The organism is Streptomyces sp. NPDC048288 (assembly GCF_043201555.1).
Taxonomy (GTDB): Bacteria; Actinomycetota; Actinomycetes; order Streptomycetales; family Streptomycetaceae; genus Streptomyces.
The window spans coordinates 1-23,680 of record NZ_JBICZD010000030.1 but is presented as its reverse complement, the minus strand read 5'-3'; the positions used below and the strand labels follow the sequence as shown (position 1 = coordinate 23,680).

Here is a 23,680-nt window from a genome sequence, read left to right as displayed (position 1 = left end):
ACCCGGCATACGGGGTACACCAGGAGACACCGCAGGAGAACCGGCGGCAGAGCCAGTTTAATGAAGGTGTTCCGACTGTCTAGCCTTTCATTGCATCAATCTTCGCCGGAAGCACTACGGATTTCGCAGGCGTTAGCTCCGTGTTCCGGGTCGGAGTCGGGGGTGGAGGGCACCAGCGGCTCCTCACCCAGCATGCGCTCGGCGGCCGAGCGGTGCAGGCTCGCGGCCGTGGAGTCGCCCAGCCGCTCCAGCGTGTCGGCGAGCCGCAGCTGCAGCGCGGCCTGGAGCCGGGCGTCCTCGGCGCGGCGCGCCCACTCCACCGCCTCCTGGCAGGTCGCCAGCGATTCCTCGGGCCGTCCGGCGTACTCCTGAACCCGTGCCAGCTCGCTCAACGCCCGTGCCTGCGCGGCCACATCACCGTTCTTGCGATGGCCGGAAACGGCCGCCCGCCAGGCCCTGAGCGCCTCCCCGTAACGGCCCGCGTAGGTGTGCGCGCCGGCGATACGGCCGTAGAGCCGGGCGGCCTCGGCCCGCTCGCCACGGGCCAGCCGCTCGGCGAGGGCCCGGCCGAACCAGTCGGCGGCCCGTTCGTAGTCCCCCAGCTCCTGGTAGGCACCACCTACGGATTCCATTGCGCGGCCAGTCGCGTACGGGTCATTTGCTCTGCGTCCGGCGTCCAAAGCAGACCGATAGCGCACCAGCGCGTCCGCCGTACGACCGGTCTGGGCGTCCAGGTCGCCCAGGTTCAGCAGCGCGGCAGCCTGCTCCCGGGGCAGGTGCCGGCGCACGGCGACATCGAGGACGAGCCGGTGGACGCCGTACAGGTCGGGCGCGGCGGCCTGGGTGCCGAAGTGCGCCGCCATGGCCTTGACCAGCTGGGACATCAGCCGGCGGGCCAGCGTGTCGAGCTCGCCGTCGGCGACCGCCGCGCGGGCCGCGGCCAGCAGGGCCGGGCGGCGGATGCGCAGCCAGTCGGCGGCGGCCCGGGGGCTGGGGAAGCGCAGCTCGCGCGGGAGTGCCTGGAGCCGCTCGCGGGCCTGCGGGTTGTCGGTCTCGGTGATCGCCCGGCAGGACTGCAGCAGCCGTACCGTGCGCTCCAGCATCCGGGCGCGGGCCAGCTGGAGCTCCCCGGACCGCTCCTGGGACTCGGCCAGCGCCCGCAGCATCGGGTGCAGACAGCCCGGGACCTCGTACTGGGGCAGCGGGGAGTCCACGACGTGCAGCAGCCCGTGCCGGACCAGCTCGTCCAGGGTGGTGCGGGCGGTGTCGACCGCGCAGCCGGCGAGGGAGGAGGCGGTGTGCGGGTCGACCAGGCCGGCCGGGGCCAGGCAGAGGAGTCGCAGTATCCGGGCGGCCTGGCCGGGCAGGTCGTCGTGGACGAACCGGAGGACGCGGGCCAGCGCGGTGCCGTCCTCGGGGTCGGCGTGCAGGCGCTTGGCGAGGTCGGAGACGGCCACCTGGGGGCGCGCGGCGAGCCAGCCGCCGGCCAGGGTGAGCGCGGCGGGCTGGCCCTGGCAGACCTCGGCCAGGGTCTCGGCGGAGCGTGGGTCGACGGTGATGCGGACCGAGCCCGCGAAGCGGGCGAGGAGTTCGACGGCCGACTTGGTGTCCAGGCCGCCCAGGGTGCACGGGCGGACGTCCGAGATCCCGGTGAGCGGGCCGCCGGAGACGGCGACGGCCAGGCAGTCCGGGGTGTCCGGGAGCAGTACGTCGACCTCTTCGGCGCCGGGCGCGTCGTCCAGCAGGAGCAGCATCCGGCGGCCCGCGAGGGCGGTGCGCAGGGCGTGGGTGAGGTCGTCGGCGGCGGCCCCGGCCGGGGTGGGCAGCCGCAGCGCGGTGAGGAGGTCGCGGGCGGTGCGCTCGACGGGGACCGGGGTGCCGTCGGGCTCGGCGAGGCGGGCGCGCAGCACCCCGTCGGGGTAGTCGGCGGCGACCCGCCGGACGAGTTCCTCGGCGAGGGCGGTGCGTCCGGATCCGGGTCTGCCCGCGATCAGCAGGACCCGGGCGCGGGGGGCCTTGCGGCCGGCGATGGTGTCCAGTCCCGCGCGCTCGATGTCGGCGCGCAGTTCTTTCAACTCCCTTGTCCGGCCCAGGAATCTGTCGCCCGTGGCCGTGGGCGCCGACCGTCGTGCGCCGCCTTTGTCCACCGCCTGATCCGTCACGGGCCACACTCCCGTCCCACCGCACACGCGTGCCCGCCGGGACTCCGGTTCGGGCGTTTCGGCTCAATCGCGTCGAGCCTAGTTCACGTGCGAGGACGTTCCCGGCGGAGCACGGCGGGCACGTCGCCCGATCGGATCAGGCGATGGTCACACCGGGTCGCCCGATCGGTGGTCGAGGGCCGGCTCAAGGGCTGGTCCAAGATCGGCTCAGGCCTGGTTCAGGACTGGAAGGGGCGGGCCGGCCAGGGCGCGTCGGCCGGGCGCAGCGCGTCGAGTCCGTCGCCGGTGCGGGCGGCGACCAGCGAGAGGACGCCCGTCACCAGGCAGTTGTTGTGCAGGTCGCCGGCGAGCACCAGGCGCACCAGTTCGTCGACCGGCACCCGCGCGTACTCCAGGTCGATCTCCTCGTGCTCCGTCTCGAAGCGCTCGCCCTCGGCCTCGGACAGATCACGGGCGAGGAAGATCCGCACGGCCTCGTCGCAGCCGCCGGGGGTGGTGTACAGGTCGGTCAGCACCCGCCAGTCCTCGGCCTTGACGTGCGCCTCCTCGTACAGCTCGCGCTGGGCCGCGTGCAGCGGGTTCTCGCCGGGGATGTCGAGCAGGCCGGCCGGGATCTCCCAGAGCTTCTGCCGGACCGGGTGCCGGTACTGGCGGATGAGCAGCACGCGGTCCTCCCCGTCGAGGGCGAGGACGGCCACCGAGCCGGGGTGGACCTGGTAGTCGCGGCGGACCACCGCGCCGTCGGGCATGACCACCTCGTCCGTGCGGACGGAGGTCTTGTTGCCCACGAAGGGGGTCTCCGTCGCCCGGATCTCCCACTCCTCGGGGGTGTCCTTGATCGTCATGCCGAGCCCTTCCAGACGTTCACGAGAAAAACCGGTCCACGGGAAAAACCGGGGTGCCCACCTTTGAAGGTATGCACCCCGGCCACCGTACAACTGGTGTGTTACTTCGAATTCGTCTGCTCGACGTCGGCCTGCTGACGCGCCACGGCCGCCTTCACCAGGCCCGCGAACAGCGGGTGCGGGCGGGTCGGGCGGGAGCGCAGCTCCGGGTGCGCCTGGGTGGCGACCAGGTAGGGGTGGACGTCGCGCGGGTACTCGACGTACTCGACCAGCTTGCCGTCCGGGGAGGTGCCGGAGAACTGCAGACCGGCCTTCTTCTCCAGCTCCGAGCGGTAGGCGTTGTTGACCTCGTAGCGGTGCCGGTGCCGCTCCTCGACGTACTCCTTGCCGTCGTACACCTCGCGCACGATGGAGCCCTCGGCCAGCTTGGCCGGGTACATGCCCAGGCGCATGGTGCCGCCCATGTCGCCCTCGCCGGCGACGATGTCGAGCTGCTCGGCCATGGTGGAGATGACCGGGTGGCCGGTGGCGGAGTCGAACTCGGTGGAGTTGGCGTCCGGGATGTCGGCCAGGTTGCGGGCGGCCTCGATCACGATGCACTGCAGGCCCAGGCAGAGCCCGAGCAGCGGGATCCGGTTCTCGCGGGCGAAGCGGATGGCACCGACCTTGCCGAGCACACCGCGGTCGCCGAAGCCGCCGGGGATGCAGATGCCGTCGACGTCGGCGAGCTGCGCGGCCGCGCCCGCCGGGGTCTTGCAATCGTCCGACGTCACCCACTTGATCTTCACGCGGGCCTTGTTGGCGAAGCCGCCGGCGCGCAGCGCCTCGGTGACCGAGAGGTAGGCGTCGGGCAGGTCGATGTACTTGCCGACCAGCGCGAGGGTGATCTCGTGGTCGGGGTTGTGGACGCGGTCGAGCAGGTCGTCCCAGGTCCGCCAGTCCACATCGCGGAACGGCAGGTCCAGCTTGCGGACGACATAGGCGTCCAGGCCCTCGCCGTGCACGGTCTTCGGGATGTCGTAGATCGAACGGGCGTCCGGGCAGGCCACCACGGCGGCCTCGTCCACGTCGCACATCAGCGAGATCTTGCGCTTGATGGCGGTGGGGACCTCGCGGTCGCAGCGCAGCACGATCGCGTCGGGCTGGATACCGATGTTCCGCAGGGCGGCCACGGAGTGCTGGGTGGGCTTGGTCTTCAGCTCGCCGGACGGGCCGATGTACGGCAGGAGCGAGATGTGCACCACGAAGACGTTGTCCCGGCCGACCTCGTGCCGGACCTGGCGGACGGTCTCCAGGAACGGCAGCGACTCGATGTCGCCGACCGTGCCGCCGACCTCGGTGATGACGACGTCGACCTCGTCGGTGGCCATCCGCCGGATGCGGTGCTTGATCTCGTTGGTGATGTGCGGGATGACCTGGACGGTGTCGCCCAGGTACTCGCCACGCCGTTCCTTGGCGATCACCGTGGAGTAGACCTGACCTGTGGTGACGTTGGCGGAGCCGTCCAGGTCGCGGTCGAGGAAACGCTCGTAGTGGCCGATGTCCAGGTCGGTCTCGGCGCCGTCGTTGGTGACGAACACCTCACCGTGCTGGAAGGGGTTCATCGTGCCCGGGTCGACGTTCAGGTACGGGTCGAGCTTCTGCATCACGACGCGCAGACCCCGGGCCTTGAGCAGCATGCCCAGGCTGGAGGCCGTCAGGCCCTTGCCGAGCGAGGAGGCGACACCCCCGGTGACGAAGATGTGCTTGGTCGTCGTGGCTTTCGGCGGCATGGCCAAGAGGGGGCTCCCGTGGTCGCGATCTGTCGTGCGGTACGGCTGCCGTCCTGGAGTTTCCGGGGTGGTGCCGTCGCTGCGGTTCGGGGGTTTCGTGCCCACCGGTCCACGGGCTACCAGGGTATCAGCGCCTCGGAGAGATGGCTCCCGGCCACGCTCCGTGCACATGTCGGCACACAGACGCTCACGCTTTACGTGGATCTCACTCACAGCTCACTCGTTCGGCCCACACGGGTTGCCCGGAGCGGCACGCAGATCATCTACGTGCGTCGTATCCTGCTCGGACACTCGCTGCCGAGCCCGGCCGGAAACACGGCACACCCCCGCCCGTCACTTACCGGAACAACGAGAGCTAGGCAGTTCGTTGAGCTATGACTGTCGTTTTGCCTCAGGGCACGGCGGGCTGCTTTGCTTCACCGCTCAACGACGTACAACAACAACCCCCCTTGACCGCACTAGCGACAGCCCCCTTCTGCCTGGGGGGTGACGTGGCCGTTCGACTGGAGTTGCACGTGGCCGGGCGCATCGAAGATTACGCACTCATCGGAGACATGCAGACCGCTGCGCTGGTCTGCCGGGACGGCACAGTCGACTGGCTGTGCCTGCCCCGCTTCGACTCGCATGCCATCTTCGCCGGTCTGCTCGGCAGCGAGGAACACGGCTTCTGGCGGCTCGGCCCGGCCCACGCGGCCGACTCCCAGCCCCCGACCGCGGCCCGCCGCACCTACCGGGGCGACTCGCTGATCCTGGAGTCCGAGTGGGACACCCCGCGCGGCACGGTCCGGGTCACCGACTTCATGCCCCCGCGTGACGGCGCCCCCCAGCTGATCCGCATCGTCGAGGGCGTCACCGGCCGGGTCCCGATGCGCTCGGTGCTGCGCATGCGGTTCTCCTACGGCCGGGTCGTCCCCTGGGTGCACAAGCACGACGGCCGCACGGTCGCCGTGGCCGGCCCCGACTCGGTGTGGTTCGACACCTCCGCGGAGACCTACGGAAAGTCGCTGACCACCTACGCCGACTTCACGGTGGCCCCCGGCGACCGGATCGCGTTCACCATCTCGTGGCAGCCCTCGCACAAGGAGCCGCCGCCGCTGCCCGAGCCCGAGCAGTCGCTGGAGGCGACCGAGGAGTTCTGGCGCGAGTGGGTCGAGCACTGCACGTACCACGGGCCCTACCGTGAGGCCGTGGTCCGCTCGCTGATCACCCTGAAGGCCCTCACCTACGCCCCCACGGGCGGCATCGTCGCCGCGCCCACGACCTCCCTCCCCGAGGACATCGGCGGTGTCCGCAACTGGGACTACCGCTACACCTGGCTCCGCGACGCGGCCATCACCCTCTCCTCGCTGCTGCGCACCGGCTACCGCGAGGAGGCCCGCGCCTGGCGCGAGTGGCTGCTCCGCGCGGTCGCCGGCGACCCGGAGAACCTGCAGATCATGTACGGCATCGCGGGCGAGCGCGAGCTGGGCGAGGCCGAGCTGGACTGGCTCCCCGGCTACGAGAACTCGGCCCCGGTCCGGGTCGGCAACGGCGCCGCCCACCAGCTCCAGCTGGACGTCTACGGCGAGGTCACCGAGGCCCTGCACCTGGCCCACATGACCGGTCTCGCCCGCAACGACTACGCCTCCCTGCTCCAGCTGAAGCTCATCCGCTACCTGGAGGACCACTGGGACGAGCCCGACGAGGGCATCTGGGAGGTCCGCGGCCCGCGCCGGCACTTCGTGCACTCCAAGGTGATGGCCTGGGTCGCCGTCGACCGCACCATCAAGCTGATCGAGTCCGGGGACGCGGACGGCCCGCTGGAGCGCTGGAAGGAACTGCGCGACGACATCCACCGGGACGTCTGCGAGAAGGGCTACGACAAGGAACGGAACACGTTCACGCAGTCGTACGGCTCGCAGGAGCTGGACGCGTCGCTGCTGCTGATCCCCCAGATGGGGTTCCTGCCGCCGGACGACAAGCGGGTCATCGGCACGATCGAGGCGATCCAGCGGGAGCTGTCCACCTCGGACGGGTTCATCCTGCGCTACCCGACCTCGGGCGGCGAGGAGGGCGTGGACGGGCTGCCGGGTGACGAGGGGGCCTTCCTGGCCTGCTCGTTCTGGATGGCCGACGACCTCGCGATGATCGGCCGGGTCGACGAGGCGCGGAAGCTGTTCGAGAAGCTGCTCGCTCTGCGGAACGACCTCGGGCTGCTGGCGGAGGAGTGGGATCCGCGGCTGAAGCGGCAGGTGGGGAACTTCCCGCAGGCGTTCAGTCATGTGCCGTTGATCGATACGGCTTTGCGGCTGACCGCTTCGGGGGCTTACGGAGGTTAGTCGGCTGCGGGTGCGTGGGGGCTGGTCGCGCAGTTCCCCGCGCCCCTGAAGGGGCGCTCATCCTTACGCTTGTAGTCATGGGTGCCCTCTCGAAGGCGCACACGGCCCTCGCCTCGCTCCGTGAGGATCTCGTAGGCGAGGTGTTCGCCCCTGGAGACCCGGGGTACGACGGGGCGCGGGGCGTCTTCAACGGCATGATCGACCGGCGTCCGGCCGTGATCGCGCAGTGCGCGGGGGACGCCGACGTGGTCCGGGCCGTGCGGTTCGGGCGGGAGTTGGATCTGAAGGTCGCGGTGCGCGGGGGCGGGCACAGTGTGGCGGGTTGGGCGACCGCCGACGGCGCGCTGGTGGTGGATCTGCGCCGGATGCACGAGGTGACCGTCGACCCCGCGGCGGAAGCCGTACGTGTGCAGGGTGGGGTCACCATCGGGCAGCTGGACCGGGCGACCCGGCCCTACGCTCTGGCCACCACCGGGTGCCGGGCGTCCGGCACCGGGGTCTGCGGGTTCGTGCTGGGCGGCGGCTCGGGCCGGCTGGACCGTGCCTTCGGGCCGGCCGTCGACGACCTGATCGGTGTCGAGCTGGTCACCGCCGACGGTGAGCGGGTGCACGCCGACGCCGACGAGAACCCGGAGCTGTTCTGGGCGCTGCACGGCGGGGGCGGGAACTTCGGCGTCGCCACCGCGCTCACCCTCGCCCTGCACGAGCTGCCGGTGTTCGGCGTCGCGCTGCTGCTGTACCGGCCATCGGCCGGCCCGGATGTCGTCCGGGCCTTCCGGGAGGTGATCGGCACCGGCCCCGACGAGGTCGCCGGCGCGGTCCTGTACATGACCGGCCCGCCCGCAGACCTCGCGGATTCGGTACCCGAGCACCTGGTGGGCGAGCGGCTGTGCGCCGCGCTGGTCACCTTCGTGGGCGGCGAGGAGGGCCTGCGCGAGATCGCCGGGCCGGTGCTCGCGCTGCCCCATGAGGCGGAGGTCGTCGGCCCGATGCCGTACACCGAGGCGCGGCGCCTGCTCGACAGTCCGTCCGGGCTGCGCAACCACTGGTCGGCCGAGTGCCTGGCCGACCTGCCCGACGAGGCGGTGGACGCCTGGTGCGGGGGCGCGGAGGGCATGCCGGTGCCGACCGGTTCCCGGCTTCTGCTGTTCCCGCAGGGCGGGGCGATCGCCTCGGGACCGGCGGAGTACCCGGTGGCGTACCGCGCCGCGCCCTGGGTGGTGCACCCCTTCGCCAGCTGGGCGGATCCGGGCGACGACGAACGGGCCGTCGCCTGGGTGCGGAGCGTCCGTACCGGCGTCCGGCCCTGGTCCACCGGCGCGGTCCCCCTGAACCTCGTCGGCGACGAGGGACCCGAGCGGGTGCGGGCCGGTCTGGGCGCGGCGAACGCGCTGCGGCTCGGCAAGGTGAAGCGGCGGTGGGACCGGGACAACGTGTTCCGGTTCAACCACAACATCACCCCGCTGTGAGCGGAGGTGCCGTGAGGGCGTTCGCCCAGGTAGCGTCCGCTCCATGGACAGCGGTACGGGCAGCGGATTCGAGTCTCAGGGCGCCGGGATCACCGTGCAGCGGGCGCTGGAGCTGCCCGGGCTGCGCAGCGGGCTCCCGGAGATCCTGGCGGGCGCCGACCGGCTGGGGCGGACCGTGCGCTGGGTGCACGCGGGCGAGGTGCCGAACATCGCCTCGCTGCTGAAGGGCGGCGAGCTGCTGCTCACCACCGGCTACGGCCTGGGCACCCGGCCGGGCGACCAGCGGGCGTTCGTGCGCACGCTCGCCGACCGGGGCATCGCCGCCCTGGTGGTGGAGCTGGGCGCGCGGTTCTCCCGGCTGCCCGCCACCCTCGTGGACACCGCGCGGGCGACCGGGCTGCCGCTCGTCGTGCTGCACCGCGAGGTGCCCTTCGTGACGGTGACGGAGGAGATCCACACCGAGATCGTCAACCACCACTACGCGCTGTTGCAGCGCGCCGAGGAGGTGCACCGCCGCTGTACCGAGGCCCTGCTGGGCGGTGGCGGGGTCCCCCAGGTGCTGGCCATCCTGGCCGACTTCTGCGGCAACCCGGTCTTCCTGGAGACCGCCGACGGCCAGTTGCTGTACGCGGCCGGGGCGGGGCCCGAGGGGGCGGATCCGCTCCAGGTGTGGGAGGGGCTGCGCGGCCAGCGCGGGGACGCGCCGCCGCCGGCCGGGACGGTCCTGGTGGAGGTGCCGGGCGGCGGGCCGGGGACGGGTTCGGTGCGTGCCCGGCTGGTGCTGCTCCCCGTCCGCGGGCCCCTGGCGCCCGTCCACCGGATCGCCGCCGAGCGGGCCGCCGGCATCCTGGCGGTCGTGCTGATGCAGGCCCGCCAGGAGGAGGAGCTGGCGGCCCGCGGGCGCGGCGACTTCCTGACCGACCTCGCCGAGGGCCGTATCACCGCGGAGGACGCCCCGGCCCAGGCCCGGGTCCTCGGCTTCAAGCCCGGCGGCAGCCCGCTGCTGCCGGTGGTCATGAGGGTCGGTGACTCCCTGTCCCCGGGCGGGGGCTGGGCGGTGCTGGCCCGCGCGGTGGGCGAGGAACTGGCGGCCGTGGGGGTTCCCGTCCTGCTGGGTGTACGACCGGTCGAGGGCCGGGTGCCGCTGCTGCTGGGCCTGCGCTCGGAGGCGGAGCGGACGACGGTCGCGGACCGGGTCGCGGCGGCGCTGCGGGCGGGGGTGGAGCGCGCCGGGATGCAGCGTCCCGGGGCCTCGCCGCCCGTCGTGGTGGTCGGCGCGGCCGGCGGCTGGGCGGCCGCCTCGGCGGGCCTGCGGCACGCGGCGGAGACGGCGACGGCCGCCCAGGGGCTCTCCGACCGCCCCTGGTACGACGCCCGCCGCCTCGACATCGACCTCCTGCTGTGGCGGCTGCGCGACCACCCCGACCTGGCGGCCTTCGTCGACCGGGCGATCGGCCCGCTCCGCGACCACGACCACCGCTCCAAGCCCCCGCTGCTGCCCACCCTGGAGACCTACCTGGCGCACGCGGGCCGCAAGGCGGAGACGGCCCGGGAACTCCACCTCAACCGCCAGACCCTCTACAACCGCCTGGCCCGTATCGGGGAGTTGCTGGGCACGGACCTCGACGACCCGCAGGTGGTGCTGGCGTTGAGCCTGGCACTGCGGGCACGCCGGCACGTGCCGTAGCCGCCGGCCAGGGCACGGCTAGGGCAGCGGCTAGGGCAGCGGCCGGGGCTGCGTCAACTCGTCGTAGACGCTCAGCACTTGGGCGACGGTCTCGTCCTCGGTCGGCCAGCTCGCCGCCTGCCGGGCGCCCTTCTCGCGCAGCTCCTCGCAGCGCTCCGGGTCGCCGAGCAGGCGTACCACGGTCGCGGCGAGGGCCATGGTGTCGCCGTACGGGACGAGTTCGGCCGCGTCGCCGACGAGGTCGGGGATTCCGCCGACTGCGGTGGCGACGAGCGGCACGCGCGCGTGCAGGGCCTCCTGGGCGAGGACCGAGCGGGATTCCCAACGGCTGGGCAGCAGCGCGATGTCGGCGGCGGCGAGCAGTTCGCTGACGTCGTCGCGGCGGCCGATGAGCCGGACGGGCAGTTCCTCGTCCTCGATCCGCCGCTGCAGCTCCGTGTGCAGCGGGCCCTCCCCCGCGATGACGAGCAGCGGTACCGGATCGAGCCGGCACCAGGCACGCACCGCGTCCAGCAGGACGTCGTACCCGCGATGCAGGTCGAGGGAGCCGACGGCGATGAGCAACGGCCGTCCCATGGCGCCGAGTTCGGCCCGCACCTTGGGGCTCGGCCGCTCCGGGTCCTCCGGCTCCGCGGGCCGCCGCAGACCGGGCAGCGCGACGGCGGCGAGCCGCGCGTCCCGGGCGCCGGTACGGCGGGCGCGGTCGACGAGGTCGGAGGTGGTGCCCAGCACCACGGCGGCGGCCTTCACCACCCGCCGCTCCAGCATCCTCAGCAGATGCGCCCGCGCACCCTCGGCGTGCGCCCTGCTGTGCCAGGTGACGACGAGCGGGGTGCTGCGGCCGCTGAGCGCCAGCACCGCACGGAAGGAGGCGTGCAGGCCGTGGGCGTGCACCAGGTCGGCGTCGGTGCAGGCGGCGCGGAGCGCGGCGACCGACCCCGGGTCGCTGCTGCGGGGTACGTGCACATGGTCGGCGCCGACGCCCGAGAAGTCGTAGGCGCGATCGGCCTCGGCGGGGGCGCATACGGTGACCCGCACGCCCCTCTCGACGAGGCCGGCGGCGAGCGAACGCACGTGCGCGCTACTGCCGGCGTTGCCGCCGCCCAGCACCTGCACGGTGCGCAGGGGCGACTGACCGTGCGGTGCGTTGCTGCTCACGGGGCTCACGCGGCCGGGCTCCTGGTTCGGCTTCGGGGCGGTCACGAGGGTACGTACAGACGGTATCGGGCCGAGGGGGCAGTGCGGGGCTCCGGGGAGGGGCATACCGGGGCGGGGCGGGGCATGCGCCGGAGTGTGTCACCCGGGAGAGTGATGAAAAGGGGGAGAGGGGGACGGGATGGCCGGGTGTGGGGGGGGTGGTTTCGGAGCGGAGGCGGCTGCGGGTGGTTCGTGGTTGCTCGCGCCCGCGCGGCGTCAGCCGCACGTCGATACGGCCCCGCGCCCCTTTCGGGGCGCTCCGCCCCGCCTCAGTTGTCGGCTCGTGCCGTTGCCAAGAGCTCTTCCGCGTGCGCCCTCGCCGTTTCCGAGTCCTCCTGGCCCGCCAGCATCCGGGACAGCTCCCGGACCCGCTCCTCGCCCTCCAGGACCTTGACGCCGGACCGGGTGACCGTGCCGTCGTTGGTCTTCTCCACCAGCAGCTGCCGGTCGGCGAAGGCGGCGACCTGCGGGAGGTGGGTGACGACCACCACCTGGGCGGACTTGGCGAGCTTGGCCAGTCGGCGTCCGATCTCCACCGCGGCCTTGCCGCCGACGCCCGCGTCGACCTCGTCGAAGAGGTAGGTCGGGACCGGGTCGGTGCCCGCGAAGACGACCTCCACCGCGAGCATCACGCGGGACAGCTCACCGCCGGAGGCGCCCTTGGCGATCGGGCGGGGCGGCGCGCCGGGGTGCGGGGCGAGCAGCAGCTCGACCTCGTCGGCGCCGGACGGGCCGTAGGCCACCGCCCGCCCGCCGACCTCCACTCCCTCGGGGTCCTCGGTCTGCCGGATGGCGAAGGACACGCGCGCGTGCGGCATCGCGAGGGAGCCCAGCTCGGCGGTGACGGCGGCCGCGAAGCGCTCGGCGGCCTCGGTGCGCGCGTCGGTCAACGCCTGGGCGAGCCCGCCCAGTTCCGCCCGGAGCGCGTCCCGCTCGGCGGTGAGTTCCTCGATCCGCTCGTCGTCGCCGTCCAGCTGGGTCAGCCGGGCGGCGCCCTGCTCGGCCCACGCCAGCACGGCCTCGATGTCCTCGCCGTACTTGCGGGTGAGCGCGGTGAGCGCGGCGCGCCGCTCCTCCACGGCCGCCAGCCGCAGCGGATCGGCGTCCAGGTCGTCGGCGTAGCCCGCCAGTTCCCCCGCCGCGTCGCCCAGCAGGATCCCGATCTCGCCGATCCGGTCGGCGAGCGCGGCCAGCGCCGGGTCGTGCGACCGTACGGCCTCCAGGGCCCGGTGCGCACCCGCGACGAGGGTGGCCGCGTCGATGCCCTCGGGGTCCTCGGGGTTGCCGGCGAGCGCCGCGTGCGCGGCGGTCGCGGCCGATGCCAGCGCCTCGGCGTGCCCGAGCCGCTCGGCCTCCTCGGCGAGTTCGACGTCCTCGCCGGCCCGCGGCTCCACACCGGCGATCTCGTCCAGCCCGTAGCGCAGCATGTCGGCTTCCTGGGCCCGTTCCCGCGCGCGGGTGACGATCTCCTCCAGCTCGACCGCGACGGCCCGCAGCCGCCGGTAGGCCTCGCCGTACTTGACGAGCGGTACGGCGACGCCGTCGCCCGCGTACCGGTCGAGGGCCTGCCGCTGCCGGTTCAGCTTCAGCAGCCCCTGCTGGTCGGTCTGCCCGTGCACGGCCACCAGGTCGTCGGCGAGCTCGGCCAGCAGCCCCACGGGCACGCTCCGCCCGCCCACGTGCGCCCGCGAGCGCCCCTCGGCGGAAACGGTACGGCTGATCAGCAGCGCCCCGTCGTCCAGCTCCGCACCGGCCTCCTCGGCCCGTACGGCCGCGGAGGTACCCGGCGGCATCGTCACCCGTCCCTCGACGACCGCCTTCTCGGAGCCGATCCGCACGAGCGCGGGATCGGCCCGCCCCCCGAGCAGCAGCCCCAGGCTGGTGACCACCATGGTCTTGCCCGCACCGGTCTCACCGGTGACGGCCGTGAACCCCGGCGACAACTCGACGACAGCGTCGTCGATGACTCCGAGGGACCGTATCCGCATTTCTTCCAGCACGGGGAAGACCTTACGAGGTACGGCAGGAGAAGCGCGAGGCACCCTGTCACCCACGCGAGTGGAGAAGCGCCCCGCAGGGGCGCGGGGAACTGCGCGACAAGCCACGAACCACCCGCACTCGCCGACGCTCCCCGCCACCCCCTTCGAACCGCTAGTGCGGCGCCCCCCGCCATCCAGAGACCGGCAGCGCGAACTTCGCCACCAGCCGGTCCGTGAACGACGCGTGATGCAGCCGCGCCAACCGCACCGGCACCGCCCCCCGCCGCACCTCGACCCGCGCCCCCGGCGGCAGCTCGACGGTCCGCCGTCCGTCGCACCACAGCACGCCCGGCTGGATGTGCGGCAGCACCTCCACCGCCAGCACCGAGTCCGGCGACGTCACCAACGGCTTCGCGAACAGCGCGTGCGCGGAGATCGGCACCATCAGCAGCGCCTCCACCTCCGGCCACACCACCGGCCCGCCGGCCGAGAACGCGTACGCCGTGGACCCGGTCGGCGTCGACAGCACGATGCCGTCGCAGCCGAACCCGGTCACCGGCCGCCCGTCGATCTCCAGCACGACTTCGAGGAGCTTCTCGGCGCCCGCCTTCTGCACGGCCGCCTCGTTCAGCGCCCAGTCGGTGTGCACGATGTCCCCGTTGCGGTGCACGACGACGTCGACGGTCATCCGCTCCTCGACCTCGTACGCCTTGGTCACCACCCGGTCGACGACCTTGTCCAGGTCGTCCCGCTCGGCCTCCGCGAGGAACCCGACACTGCCGAGGTTGACGCCGAGCATCGGCACCCCGGAGGCGCGGGCGAACTCGGCGCCGCGCAGCAGCGTCCCGTCACCGCCGAGGACGATCAGCAGCTCGCAGCCGTCGAGACTGTGCGGCGAGGCCTCCTCGACGAGTTCGACCTCGTCGGGCAGCGGCAGGTCCGCGGCCTCGAAATCCAGCACCCGTACGCCGACTCCGGCCGCCAGCAACCCCTTGACCACGAGTTCGGCGCTGCGGATGGCCGCGGGCCGCCCGGTGTGGGCGAGGAGGAAAACAGTACGAGCTCGGTTCTGTGTCAACGCGGCCCCTCCGCCACTGCACGGTCAACGTCAGCCGGATCCAACTGGGGTGCGCCGGCCCGCAGCCACAGAAAGTACTCGACGTTGCCGGACGGCCCGGGCAGCGGACTGGCGGTGACACCCTTCACCCCGAGCCCCAGCTCCCACGCCCTCTCGGCAACCCCCCGCACAGCCTCCGCCCGCAGTTGCGGACTCCGTACGACTCCCCCGCTGCCCAGTCGTTCCTTACCCACCTCGAACTGCGGCTTGACCATCATCACCAGGTCGGCGTCCGGCTTCACACACCGCGCCAGGGCCGGCAGCACCAACCCGAGCGGGATGAAGGACAGATCACCCACGACAAGATCCACAGGCTCCCCATCGATCGCTTCAAGCGTCAACTCGCGTACGTTCGTACGGTCCTTGACGGTGACGCGTTCATCGCTCTGCAGAGACCACGCGAGTTGGCCGTACCCGACGTCGACCGCGACGACGTGCGAGGCCCCCGCCCGCAGCAGCACATCGGTGAAGCCGCCGGTGGACGCCCCGGCGTCCAGCGCCCGCCGCCCCTCGACCGCCAGCCCCTCGGGGACGAACGCCGCCAGCGCGCCCGCGAGCTTGTGCCCGCCCCGCGAGACGTACTCGGGATCGCTGTCGTCGGTCTGCACGACGATGGCCGCGGCGGTCTCCACCTGGGTGGCCGGCTTGGTCGCGACGGCCTTTCCGACGGTGACCCGCCCGGCGGCGATCAGCTGGCTGGCGTGCTCGCGCGAACGCGCCAGCTTCCGGCGGACCAGCTCCGCGTCCAGACGGCGACGTGCGACTCCTGCCACGGTGGGTTCAGCTCCTGCTCTGGTGGTACGACGGTGAGGGCGGCCGGTTGGCGGCCGGCGGTGCCGGTGCCGGAGGTCCGGGGCGGACGTCGAGCGCGGTCAGCGCGTCGCGCAGCCCCCGGTGTACATCCTCGTACACCTCCAGGTGCCCGTCCGTGGCGAGGTGGTCGGCGTCGCCGAGCCGGTCGAGCCGGGCGTCCACCTCGGCGTCGCCCGTGGGGGTGCGGGGGACGTTCAGCGGGGCGGGGGCGGCGGGGTCGTACTCGGGTTCGACCTCGGCGTTCTCCCGCGCCTGAGCCGCCGGGTCCGCCGGTACGGAGTCGGTCATGCCCCGACGCTACATCGAACCCCTGCGGTACCGTCGATCGCGATGGCCACGATCGAGGAGTGCCGCGCCGCACTCGACAAGCTCTCCCACAACATGGGCGGCGCCGAGGGCGGCGTCCGCGCGGCCGCCGCCATGGACCGCACGGTGAGCTGCCACATCACCGACCTGGACGTCACCTTCACCGGCCGGCTCACCGGCGGCCGGATCGACGTGGAGGAGACGTTCCCGGGGCCGCCCCGGGAGAAGGCCCAGATCAGGCTGGCCATGGCGGGCGACGACCTGGTGGCCCTGGTCGACGGCGAGCTGAACTTCGCCGGGGCCTGGGGCTCGGGCCGGGTGAAGCTGGAGGCGAACCTGCTGGACCTGTTCCGGCTCAGGAAGCTGTTGTGACCACCGTTGTCGTGACCCGTGCCTTGCGGGCCGCCGGGACCACCAGCGGGGTCCCGGTCTCCGGGTCGTCGATGATCTGACAGCGCAGCCCGAACACCTCCTCCACCAGCTCGGCCGTCACGATGTCGTTCGGGGCTCCCTCGGCGAGGACCCGGCCGCTCTTCAGGGCGATGAGGTGCGTGGCGTACCGGGCCGCGTGGTTGAGGTCGTGCAGCACGGCGACGAGCGTGCGCCCCTGCTCCTCGTGGAGCTCCGCGCACAGGTCGAGGACGTCGATCTGGTGCTGGATGTCCAGATAGGTGGTCGGCTCGTCGAGGAGCAGCAGCGGGGTCTGCTGGGCGAGGGCCATGGCGATCCAGACGCGCTGGCGCTGGCCGCCGGAGAGTTCGTCGACGTACCGGTCGGCGAGTTCGGCGACGCCGGTCCGGACCATCGACTCCTGGACGACCCGCTCGTCCTCGGCGGACCACTGGCGCAGGATGCCCTGGTGCGGGTAGCGGCCGCGGCCGACCAGGTCGCCGACGGTGATGCCGTCCGGCGCGATGGAGGACTGCGGGAGCAGGCCGAGGGTGCGGGCGACCTTCTTCGCGGGCATCGACTGGATGACCTGGCCGTCGAGGAGCACCCGGCCCGCACTCGGCCTGAGCATCCGGGACAGCGCGCGCAGGAGCGTCGACTTGCCGCAGGCGTTGGGGCCGACGATCACCGTGAAGGAGTTGTCGGGGATCTCCACCGACAGCTCCTCGGCGATGACCCGCTGGTCGTAGGCGAGCGTCACGTTCTCGGCGGACAGGCGGTTCACAGTGCTCCTAGGGTTGTTCGTCTCGCCGGTGGGGATCGCGCTCATATCCGGCCCGCCTTCCGCTCGGTGACGAGCAGCCACAGCAGGTAGACACCGCCGAGGACGCCGGTGACCACGCCCACGGGCAGCTGGTCGGCGCCGAAGGCGCGCTGCGAGGCCCAGTCGGCGGTGACCAGCAGCGCGGCGCCCATGCAGAGGGAGGGCACCAGGTTGGGGCCGGGTGAGCGGGTGAGGCGGCGGGCGAGCTGAGGCGCGGTGAGCGCCACGAAGCTGACCGGGCCCGCGGCGGCGGTGGCGGCCGCGGTCAGCAGGACGGCGGCGATCATCAGCAGCATCCGTACCCGCTCCACGCGCACCCCGAGGGCGTACGAGACGTCGTCGCCCATCTCCATCATCCGCAGGCCGCGCGCGTTGGCGAGGACCAACGGGACGAGGACGGCACACAGCGCGAGCAGCGGCCAGACCTGGCTCCAGTCCCGGCCGTTGAGGGAGCCGGTCATCCAGACCACCGCGCGGGTCGCGTCCACCAGGTCGGCCTTGGTGAGCAGGTAGCCGTTGACGGCGGTGACGACCGCGGAGACGCCGATACCGACCAGGACCAGGCGGTATCCGTGCACGCCCTGCTTCCAGGCGAGCAGGTAGATGGCTACGCCGGTCAGCAGGCCGCCGATCAGGGCGCCGACGGTGACCTGGGTGGCGCTCCCGGACATCAGCACGATGACGACGAGCGCGCCGGAGGTCGCCCCCTGGGAGAGACCGAGCACATCCGGGCTGCCCAGCGGGTTGCGGGAGATCGCCTGGAACAGCGCGCCGCCCAGGCCCAGCGAGGCGCCGACCAGCAGACCGACCAGGACCCGGGGCAGCCGCAGTTCGTTGACGATGAAGTCCTGCCCGGCGGTGCCGTTCCCGAACAGGGTCTTCAGCACATCGCCGAAGGAGATCGGGAAGTCGCCGGTGCCGATCAGCACGACGCTCGCGGCGGACGCGGCCAGCAGCAGCACGGCCACGACGACCAGCGCGCGCACGTCGGCCCGCAGGGAGAGCCCGCCGGGGGTGCGCAGAGTACGCGTGTTCCTCACAGCTGGGCCGTCCTCCGCCGTCGTACGAGAAGAATGAAGACCGGCCCGCCGATGACCGCGGTGACGATGCCGACCTGGAGCTCCGAGGGGCGGGCGACGACCCGGCCGAGGACATCGGCGCCGAGCAGCAGCACGGGCGACAGGACCGTCGCGTAGGGCAGGATCCAGCGCAGGTCGGGGCCGGTGAAGGAGCGCACGACGTGCGGGACCATCAGGCCGACGAAGGCGATCGGGCCGCAGGCGGCGGTGGCCGCGCCGGACAGCACGGTGGCGGCGAGCATGGCAAGGGCCCGGGTGCGGTTCAGGTTCGCGCCGAGGGCGCGGGCGGTGTCGTCGCCCATCGCCACCGCGTTCAGCGGCCGGGCGAGGCCCAGCGCGAGCAGGGTGCCGACCGCGAGGAACGGCAGCACCTGCAGGATCGTCGCGTCGGAGGCCGAGGCCAGCGAACCGACCGTCCAGAAGCGCATCTTGCCGAGCGCCGCGTCGTCCGTGATCATCACGGCCTGGAGATAGCCGTAGAGCGCGGCGCTGATCGCCGTACCGGCGAGTGCCAGCCGGACCGGTGTGGCGCCCCGGCTGCCGCCCAGGAACCACACCAGCGCGCCCACCGCCGCCGCCCCGACGAAGGCGAACCACACATAGCCGTCGAGGCTGGTGACGCCGAAGAAGGTGATGGCGGTGACGACGGCGGCCGACGCGCCCGCGTTGATGCCGAGCAGACCGGGGTCGGCCAGCGGATTGCGGGTGAGCGCCTGGAGCACCGCCCCGGACAGACCGAGGGCGGCACCGGCCAGCAGACCGAGGACGGTCCGTGACAGCCGCTCGTCTACCACCACGTCGCCATAGGTCCCCGTGTCGTGGAACAGGCCGTGCCAGACCTGGTCCAACGGCAGCTCTTTCGCCCCGATCGCGATGCTCGCCAGGGCGACGAGCACCAGGATCACGACGGAGACGAGGAGCCCAAGGGCCCGGATCGCCCGGCGGGTTGGGGGCGCGGGGGCGGTCTCCGCGCGCTGTTCGGGAGGACTGTCGACCAACACGAGGTTAGGTTAGCCTACCCTCGCATACGGTCTCGATGCCCGGTCCCTGTGAACAGCGCGGATGCGCGGAGTCGCGGCGGTGCGGCCGGGGTTCAGAGGCCGAGCCGCGCCAGCGCCTTGCCCCCGTCCAGCTCGCAGGAGCCGTCCCCGGCCGCCGTCCAGGCCGCCGCGCACAGCGCCCGCAGCCCGTCGAGCGGTTCTCCTTCGCCGTTGAGTTCCAGCTGGTCCGCACCCGCCGTCGCCGTCCAGCCCCCGCACCGGAACCCGTCCCCCTCCGCGCTGACCTCCGGCTGCCCGGTGAGCAGCCCGCGCAGATCGGCGTCGACGTACGTCGGCCGGTGCTGCGGCGGCGCGGCGAGCAGCTGACGCCCGTCGGTGACCCCGGTCAGCACCAGCAGCGAGTCGACCCCGCCGTTGAACGCGCCCTCGATGTCGGTGTCCAGCCGGTCCCCGACCACCAACGGCCGCTTCGCCCCCGTCCGCAGGACCGTCTCCCGGTGCATCGGCGGCAGCGGCTTGCCGGCCACCTGCGGCTCGGCCCCCGTCGCGATCCGGACCACCTCCACCGCCGCGCCGTTGCCCGGCGCGATCCCCCGCCCGCTGGGAATCGTCAGATCGGTGTTGGACGCGAACCACGGCACCCCGCGCGCGACCGCGTACGACGCCTCCGCGAACCGGCCCCAGGCCAGATCGGGGCCCCCGTAGCCCTGCGCGACGGCCGCCGGATCGTCGTCGGCGGACTCCACCGGCTCAAGACCCCGCTCCCGCAGCGCGACCCGCAGCCCCTCCCCGCCGATCACCAGCACCCGCGACCCCGCCGGCACCTGCTCGCTGATCAGCCGCGCGACCGCCTGCGCCGAGGTGATGACGTCATCGGCGCCCGTCGGGATCCCCAACTCGGTGAGATGCCCGGCCACCGCGTCCGGCGTCCGCAGCGCGTTGTTGGTGACGTACGCCAGATGCATGCCGCCCGCACGGGCCACCTCCAGCGACTCCACGGCGTGCGCGATCGCGCTGCCGCCCGCGTACACCACCCCGTCCAGATCGAGCAGCGCCGTGTCGTACGCCGTGCTCAGGGCCTGTCCGCTGCCCTCGGGACCAGTCCTGACGCCCTGGCTCATCCCATCGCTCCTCGTCACTCTTCGTCGACCCGCCTTTCCCCATCGATCATCCCGCACGCCACTGACACACGTACGATGCCGGGATGAACACTGCAGGTCACTCGGAAGCAACGGAGCGCCGGGGCCTGGAACTCACCCCGTTCCGAGGCCTTCGCTACGACCCCGACCGGGTCGGCAGCCTGGCCGCCGTCACCTCCCCGCCGTACGACGTCGTCGTACGCCCGGACGGCGTCAACCACCTCCAGTCCGCCGACCCGCACAACATCGTCCGCCTCATCCTCCCCCAGGCGGGCACCCCCAGCGCCGGCACCGAACAGGCGGCCGACACCCTGCACCGCTGGCAGGCCGAGGGCATCCTCACCACCGATCCCGAACCGGGCCTGTACGTCTACGAACAGCACGACGGCAACGGCATGCTCCAGCGCGGGGTCATCGGCGCCCTGCGGATCTCGGAGCCGTCGGAGGGCGTGGTGCTGCCGCACGAGGAGGTCATGCCCCCGGTCGTCGCCGACCGCGCGGCCCTCATGCGCGCCACCTCGGCGAACCTCGAACCCCTCCTGCTCACCTACCGGGGCAACGGCGCGGCGGCCGAGGTCGTCGAGGCGACGGCCGCCCGCCCCCCGCTCCTCGCCACCACCACGGAGGACGGCTTCCGGCACCGCCTCTGGTCGATCACCGACCCCGCCGAGGTGGCACGTGTACAGTCCGACCTCTCCCACCACCAGGCCCTGATCGCCGACGGCCACCACCGCTGGGCCACCTACTTGCGTCTACGCGCGGAGCACACCTCCCCCAGCCCCTGGGACTACGGCCTGGTCCTGCTGGTCGACACCGCCCGCTATCCGCTGCGCGTCCGCGCGATCCACCGCCTGCTGCACGGCCTGCCGGTGGCGGACGCCCTGAGGGCCGTCGAGGGCCTGTTCCGGGTACGACGGCTCGACGTCCCCCTGCCGAAGGCCCAGGAGGCGCTCGCGGACGCGGCCTGCGCCGGCAACGCCTTCCTGCTGGCCGGCGACGGCACGTTCCATCTCGTCGACCGGCCCGACCCGGACCTGCTGGCCCGCACCATCCCCGCCGACCGCCCGGCCGCCTGGCGCACCCTCGACGCGACCGTCCTGCACGCCACGCTCCTCGATCACATCTGGCACATCCCCGAGGACTCGCCCGCGCACATCGCGTACATCCACGACACCGCCGCGACGGTCGCCAAGGCCGAACGCCACGGCAGCACGGCCGTGCTCCTGCACCCGGTCCGCGAGGAGGTCGTCCGCGACCTGGCCCGCCAGGGCGTCACGATGCCCCGCAAGTCGACGTCCTTCGGCCCCAAACCGGCCTCGGGCCTCGTGCTGCGGGCGCTCGACGCCTGAACGACCCGGCGGGGCCGAAACACGAGAGGGCAGGCTCCGGTCGGAGCCTGCCCTCTGTGTCACCGGCCGAGATCAGTCCTTCTTGGCGTCGCCCTCGGCATCAGCCTTGTCCTCGACGTCAGCATCGTCCTCGAAGTCGTCATCGTCTTCGTCCTCGACGTCGTCTTCGTCCTCGACGTCGTCCTCGATCTCGACCTCGTCTCCGCTCTCGTCCTCGACCTGGTCTTCATCCTCGTCCTCGACCAGGGCGTCGACGAACTCGACCCCGTCCAGCTCGGCCAGCCGGTCGGAGGCGTCGGTGCTGCCGTCCCGGTCGGCCTCCACGGCCTTCGCGAACCACTCCCGTGCCTCGCCGGTACGGTCTGCGGCCAGCAGGGCGTCGGCGTAGGCGTAGCGCAGTCGCGCGGTCCACGGCTGTACGGAGCTGGACGCCAGCTCGGGGCTCTGCAGCGTCACGATCGCCGCGTCCAGCTGCCCCATGTCACGCCGGGCACCGGCGGCGACGAGCCGCATCTCGACCTGGCCGGCCTTGTCGAGCTTGTGCACATCGGGGGCACCAGCCATGTCCAGCGCCTTCTCCGGCCGCCCGAGCCCGCGCTCGCAGTCGGCCATCACCGGCCACAGGTCCACGTTGCCCGTCATGCGCCGCGCGGCCCGGAACTCGGCGAGCGCCTCGGAGTACTTCTGGTTCGCGTACGCGGCGAACCCGGCCGCCTCGCGTACGGCGGCGACCCGGGACGCCAGCCGCAGGGCCACCTTGGAGTAGCCGTAGGCACCCTCGGGGTCCTCGTCGATGAGGCGCGCGACCATCACCAGGTTCTTGGCGACGTCCTCCGCGAGCCCCTTGGGCAGGCTCTGCAGTTCCTGCCGTACGTCCTTGTCGATCTCGTCGCCGGTGACGTCCTCCGGGATCGGCAGCCGCTTGATCGGCTCGCGGTCGCGGTCACGCTCCCGCTCGTCACGGAAGCGGCCGCCGCCTCGGCGGTCGTCCCGACGGTCGTCGCGGCGGTCATCGCGGCCGCGGTAGCCGCCCCCACGGTTGTCGTCCCGGCGACCGGCGTACCCGCCACCACCCCGGTTGTCGTCGCGGCGCGGGCCACGGGGGCGGTCGTCCCGACGGTCGTCACGGCGATCATCACGACCGCCGCGGAAGCCGCCGCGGGTGTCACGGTCACCACCACGGTTGTCGTCACGCCGGTCGTCACGACGGGGGTAGCCGCCACCACCACCGCGGTTGTCATCCCGCCGGTCGTCACGACGGAAGCCGCCACGGTCGTCACGGCGGTCATCGCGACGGAAACCACCGCGGTCGTCACGACGGTCGTCACGGGGGCGGTCGTCACGACGGTCGTCACGCCGGTCGTCACGGCGGAATGCGGGACGCTCGCCACGGTCATCCCGACGGGGACCACGGTCACGGTCGTCACGCCTGCCGTAACCGCCACCACCACGGTTGTCGTCACGACGGTCGTCACGACGGGGGTAGCCGCCACCACCCCGGTTGTCATCCCGCCGGTCGTCACGACGGTATCCACCACGGTCGTCGCGGTCGTCACGCCGGAAGGGAGGACGGTCACCGCGGTCATCACGGCGGTCGTCGCGACGGAATGCGGGACGCTCGCCACGGTCGTCACGACGGGGACCGCGATCGCGGTCGTCACGCCTGCCGTAACCGCCCCGGTCACCGCGATCGTCCCGCTGGAACGGCGGGCGGGAGCCACGGTTGTCGTCGCGTCGGCCGTAGCCGCCACCACGGTTGTCGCCACCGCGATTGTCGTCACGGCGGTCATCGCGGCCGCGGTAGCCGCCACGGTCATCACCGCGCCGGTCATCCCGCCGGCCGTAGCCGCCACCGCCACCACGGTTGTCATCGCGGCGGTCGTCGCGACGGGCATACCCACCACCGCGGTTGTCGTCGCGACGCCCGTAACTGCCGCGATCTCCTCGGTCGTTACGGTCCCCGCGGTACCCGCCACGGTCTCCGCGGTCACCACTGTCCCGTCGCCGCTGGTCGCGCTCCGGTCGATCCTCGGGAGAGTTGGTGGACATGGTGACTCCTGTCTTCGGTACCGCAAGCATTGTAAAAACAAAAGGACCCCTGGTCCCAGCTGAACGCTGGGACCAGGGGTCCTCCAAAGATTGTTCGGCGGCGTCCTACTCTCCCACAGGGTCCCCCCTGCAGTACCATCGGCGCTGTAAGGCTTAGCTTCCGGGTTCGGAATGTAACCGGGCGT

19 protein-coding genes and 1 rRNA gene are annotated in these 23,680 nt (G+C 72.6%); 5 read left to right on the top strand and 15 right to left on the bottom strand.

Annotated elements, in window-relative coordinates; genetic code table 11:
• Positions 1-95: 95 nt before the first annotated feature.
• From ACGFZS_RS49405 to ACGFZS_RS49395, 3 genes are all read right to left on the bottom strand, one after another.
• A complete protein-coding gene (locus ACGFZS_RS49405) occupies positions 96-2,162 on the bottom strand; it encodes a tetratricopeptide repeat protein (RefSeq protein ID WP_393800782.1) in 2,067 nt (688 codons plus the stop codon).
• 218 nt (positions 2,163-2,380) lie between these two features.
• Positions 2,381-3,007 carry an NUDIX hydrolase gene (locus ACGFZS_RS49400; RefSeq protein ID WP_365695342.1) on the bottom strand — a complete coding sequence of 209 codons (627 nt, stop codon included), beginning with the start codon at positions 3,005-3,007 and terminating at the stop codon, positions 2,381-2,383.
• Between the two features lie 101 nt (positions 3,008-3,108).
• A complete protein-coding gene (locus ACGFZS_RS49395; protein WP_359208757.1) occupies positions 3,109-4,779 on the bottom strand; it encodes a CTP synthase in 1,671 nt (556 codons plus the stop codon).
• 515 nt (positions 4,780-5,294) lie between these two features.
• On the opposite strand from ACGFZS_RS49395, the gene ACGFZS_RS49390 reads away from it, so the two are divergent.
• The 3 genes from ACGFZS_RS49390 to ACGFZS_RS49380 all read left to right on the top strand — a co-directional run bounded on the left by ACGFZS_RS49390 (position 5,295) and on the right by ACGFZS_RS49380 (position 10,253).
• Positions 5,295-7,097, top strand: a complete 1,803-nt coding sequence (locus tag ACGFZS_RS49390) for a glycoside hydrolase family 15 protein (RefSeq protein WP_393800781.1) — start codon at positions 5,295-5,297, stop codon at positions 7,095-7,097.
• 77 nt (positions 7,098-7,174) lie between these two features.
• A complete protein-coding gene (locus tag ACGFZS_RS49385) occupies positions 7,175-8,566 on the top strand; it encodes an FAD-binding oxidoreductase (protein WP_393800780.1) in 1,392 nt (463 codons plus the stop codon).
• Positions 8,567-8,609: 43 nt separating this feature from the next.
• Positions 8,610-10,253: a PucR family transcriptional regulator gene (locus tag ACGFZS_RS49380; RefSeq protein WP_393800779.1), complete on the top strand. Its 1,644-nt coding sequence runs from the start codon at positions 8,610-8,612 to the stop codon at positions 10,251-10,253.
• Positions 10,254-10,283: 30 nt separating this feature from the next.
• Here ACGFZS_RS49380 and ACGFZS_RS49375 read toward each other — a convergent pair whose 3' ends face one another.
• From ACGFZS_RS49375 to ACGFZS_RS49355, 5 genes are all read right to left on the bottom strand, one after another.
• Positions 10,284-11,420 carry a glycosyltransferase family 4 protein gene (locus tag ACGFZS_RS49375; RefSeq protein ID WP_393800778.1) on the bottom strand — a complete coding sequence of 379 codons (1,137 nt, stop codon included), beginning with the start codon at positions 11,418-11,420 and terminating at the stop codon, positions 10,284-10,286.
• 299 nt (positions 11,421-11,719) lie between these two features.
• On the bottom strand, positions 11,720-13,438 hold the full coding sequence (gene recN / locus ACGFZS_RS49370; protein WP_393800797.1) for a DNA repair protein RecN: 1,719 nt from the start codon (positions 13,436-13,438) through the stop codon (positions 11,720-11,722).
• Positions 13,439-13,601: 163 nt separating this feature from the next.
• On the bottom strand, positions 13,602-14,507 hold the full coding sequence (locus ACGFZS_RS49365; RefSeq protein WP_393800777.1) for an NAD kinase: 906 nt from the start codon (positions 14,505-14,507) through the stop codon (positions 13,602-13,604).
• The gene (locus ACGFZS_RS49360) at positions 14,504-15,319 is read right to left on the bottom strand and encodes a TlyA family RNA methyltransferase (protein ID WP_393800776.1); all 816 of its coding nucleotides are present in this window, start codon (positions 15,317-15,319) and stop codon (positions 14,504-14,506) included. Before ACGFZS_RS49360 ends, ACGFZS_RS49365 begins: the two co-directional genes overlap by 4 nt.
• 7 nt (positions 15,320-15,326) lie before the next feature.
• Positions 15,327-15,647, bottom strand: coding sequence for a hypothetical protein (locus tag ACGFZS_RS49355; RefSeq protein WP_393800775.1), 321 nt, complete (start codon positions 15,645-15,647; stop codon positions 15,327-15,329).
• Between the two features lie 42 nt (positions 15,648-15,689).
• Here ACGFZS_RS49355 and ACGFZS_RS49350 point away from each other — a divergent pair, with 42 nt between their 5' ends.
• Positions 15,690-16,037, top strand: coding sequence for an SCP2 sterol-binding domain-containing protein (locus ACGFZS_RS49350; RefSeq protein ID WP_393800774.1), 348 nt, complete (start codon positions 15,690-15,692; stop codon positions 16,035-16,037).
• Here ACGFZS_RS49350 and ACGFZS_RS49345 read toward each other — a convergent pair.
• From ACGFZS_RS49345 to ACGFZS_RS49330, 4 genes are all read right to left on the bottom strand, one after another.
• Positions 16,021-16,884, bottom strand: a complete 864-nt coding sequence (locus ACGFZS_RS49345; RefSeq protein WP_393800773.1) for an ABC transporter ATP-binding protein — start codon at positions 16,882-16,884, stop codon at positions 16,021-16,023. The genes ACGFZS_RS49350 and ACGFZS_RS49345 overlap by 17 nt on opposite strands.
• The gene (locus ACGFZS_RS49340) at positions 16,881-17,918 is read right to left on the bottom strand and encodes a FecCD family ABC transporter permease (RefSeq protein ID WP_393800772.1); all 1,038 of its coding nucleotides are present in this window, start codon (positions 17,916-17,918) and stop codon (positions 16,881-16,883) included. Before ACGFZS_RS49340 ends, ACGFZS_RS49345 begins: the two co-directional genes overlap by 4 nt.
• Positions 17,915-18,958, bottom strand: coding sequence for a FecCD family ABC transporter permease (locus ACGFZS_RS49335; RefSeq protein WP_393668224.1), 1,044 nt, complete (start codon positions 18,956-18,958; stop codon positions 17,915-17,917). Before ACGFZS_RS49335 ends, ACGFZS_RS49340 begins: the two co-directional genes overlap by 4 nt.
• Before the next feature lie 92 nt (positions 18,959-19,050).
• Positions 19,051-20,079 (bottom strand): HAD-IIA family hydrolase, encoded by a 1,029-nt coding sequence (locus ACGFZS_RS49330; protein ID WP_393800771.1) that lies wholly within the window; start codon positions 20,077-20,079, stop codon positions 19,051-19,053.
• Positions 20,080-20,162: 83 nt separating this feature from the next.
• On the opposite strand from ACGFZS_RS49330, the gene ACGFZS_RS49325 reads away from it, so the two are divergent.
• Positions 20,163-21,446 carry a DUF1015 domain-containing protein gene (locus tag ACGFZS_RS49325; protein WP_393800770.1) on the top strand — a complete coding sequence of 428 codons (1,284 nt, stop codon included), beginning with the start codon at positions 20,163-20,165 and terminating at the stop codon, positions 21,444-21,446.
• Positions 21,447-21,518: 72 nt separating this feature from the next.
• Here the strand turns inward: ACGFZS_RS49325 and ACGFZS_RS49320 are convergent, their stop codons facing one another.
• The 3 genes from ACGFZS_RS49320 to rrf form a co-directional block, all read right to left on the bottom strand.
• Entirely contained in the window at positions 21,519-22,364 is an 846-nt protein-coding gene (locus ACGFZS_RS49320; protein ID WP_393800796.1) for a hypothetical protein, read from the bottom strand.
• The gene (locus ACGFZS_RS49315; RefSeq protein WP_393800795.1) at positions 22,256-23,437 is read right to left on the bottom strand and encodes a hypothetical protein; all 1,182 of its coding nucleotides are present in this window, start codon (positions 23,435-23,437) and stop codon (positions 22,256-22,258) included. The genes ACGFZS_RS49320 and ACGFZS_RS49315 overlap by 109 nt, the downstream gene beginning before the upstream one ends.
• Before the next feature lie 150 nt (positions 23,438-23,587).
• Positions 23,588-23,680 (bottom strand): 5S ribosomal RNA (rrf, locus tag ACGFZS_RS49310); the annotation flags it as partial.

Coding starts and splice junctions, on each gene's coding strand:
- ACGFZS_RS49400 (WP_365695342.1), bottom strand. CDS start 3,007: ATGACGATCAAGGACACCCCCGAGGAGTGGGAGATCCGGGCGACGGAG.
- ACGFZS_RS49395 (WP_359208757.1), bottom strand. CDS start 4,779: ATGCCGCCGAAAGCCACGACGACCAAGCACATCTTCGTCACCGGGGGT.
- ACGFZS_RS49385 (WP_393800780.1), top strand. CDS start 7,175: ATGGGTGCCCTCTCGAAGGCGCACACGGCCCTCGCCTCGCTCCGTGAG.
- ACGFZS_RS49380 (WP_393800779.1), top strand. CDS start 8,610: ATGGACAGCGGTACGGGCAGCGGATTCGAGTCTCAGGGCGCCGGGATC.
- recN (WP_393800797.1), bottom strand. CDS start 13,438: ATGCGGATACGGTCCCTCGGAGTCATCGACGACGCTGTCGTCGAGTTG.
- ACGFZS_RS49355 (WP_393800775.1), bottom strand. CDS start 15,647: ATGACCGACTCCGTACCGGCGGACCCGGCGGCTCAGGCGCGGGAGAAC.
- ACGFZS_RS49350 (WP_393800774.1), top strand. CDS start 15,690: ATGGCCACGATCGAGGAGTGCCGCGCCGCACTCGACAAGCTCTCCCAC.
- ACGFZS_RS49345 (WP_393800773.1), bottom strand. CDS start 16,884: ATGAGCGCGATCCCCACCGGCGAGACGAACAACCCTAGGAGCACTGTG.
- ACGFZS_RS49330 (WP_393800771.1), bottom strand. CDS start 20,079: ATGAGCCAGGGCGTCAGGACTGGTCCCGAGGGCAGCGGACAGGCCCTG.
- ACGFZS_RS49325 (WP_393800770.1), top strand. CDS start 20,163: ATGAACACTGCAGGTCACTCGGAAGCAACGGAGCGCCGGGGCCTGGAA.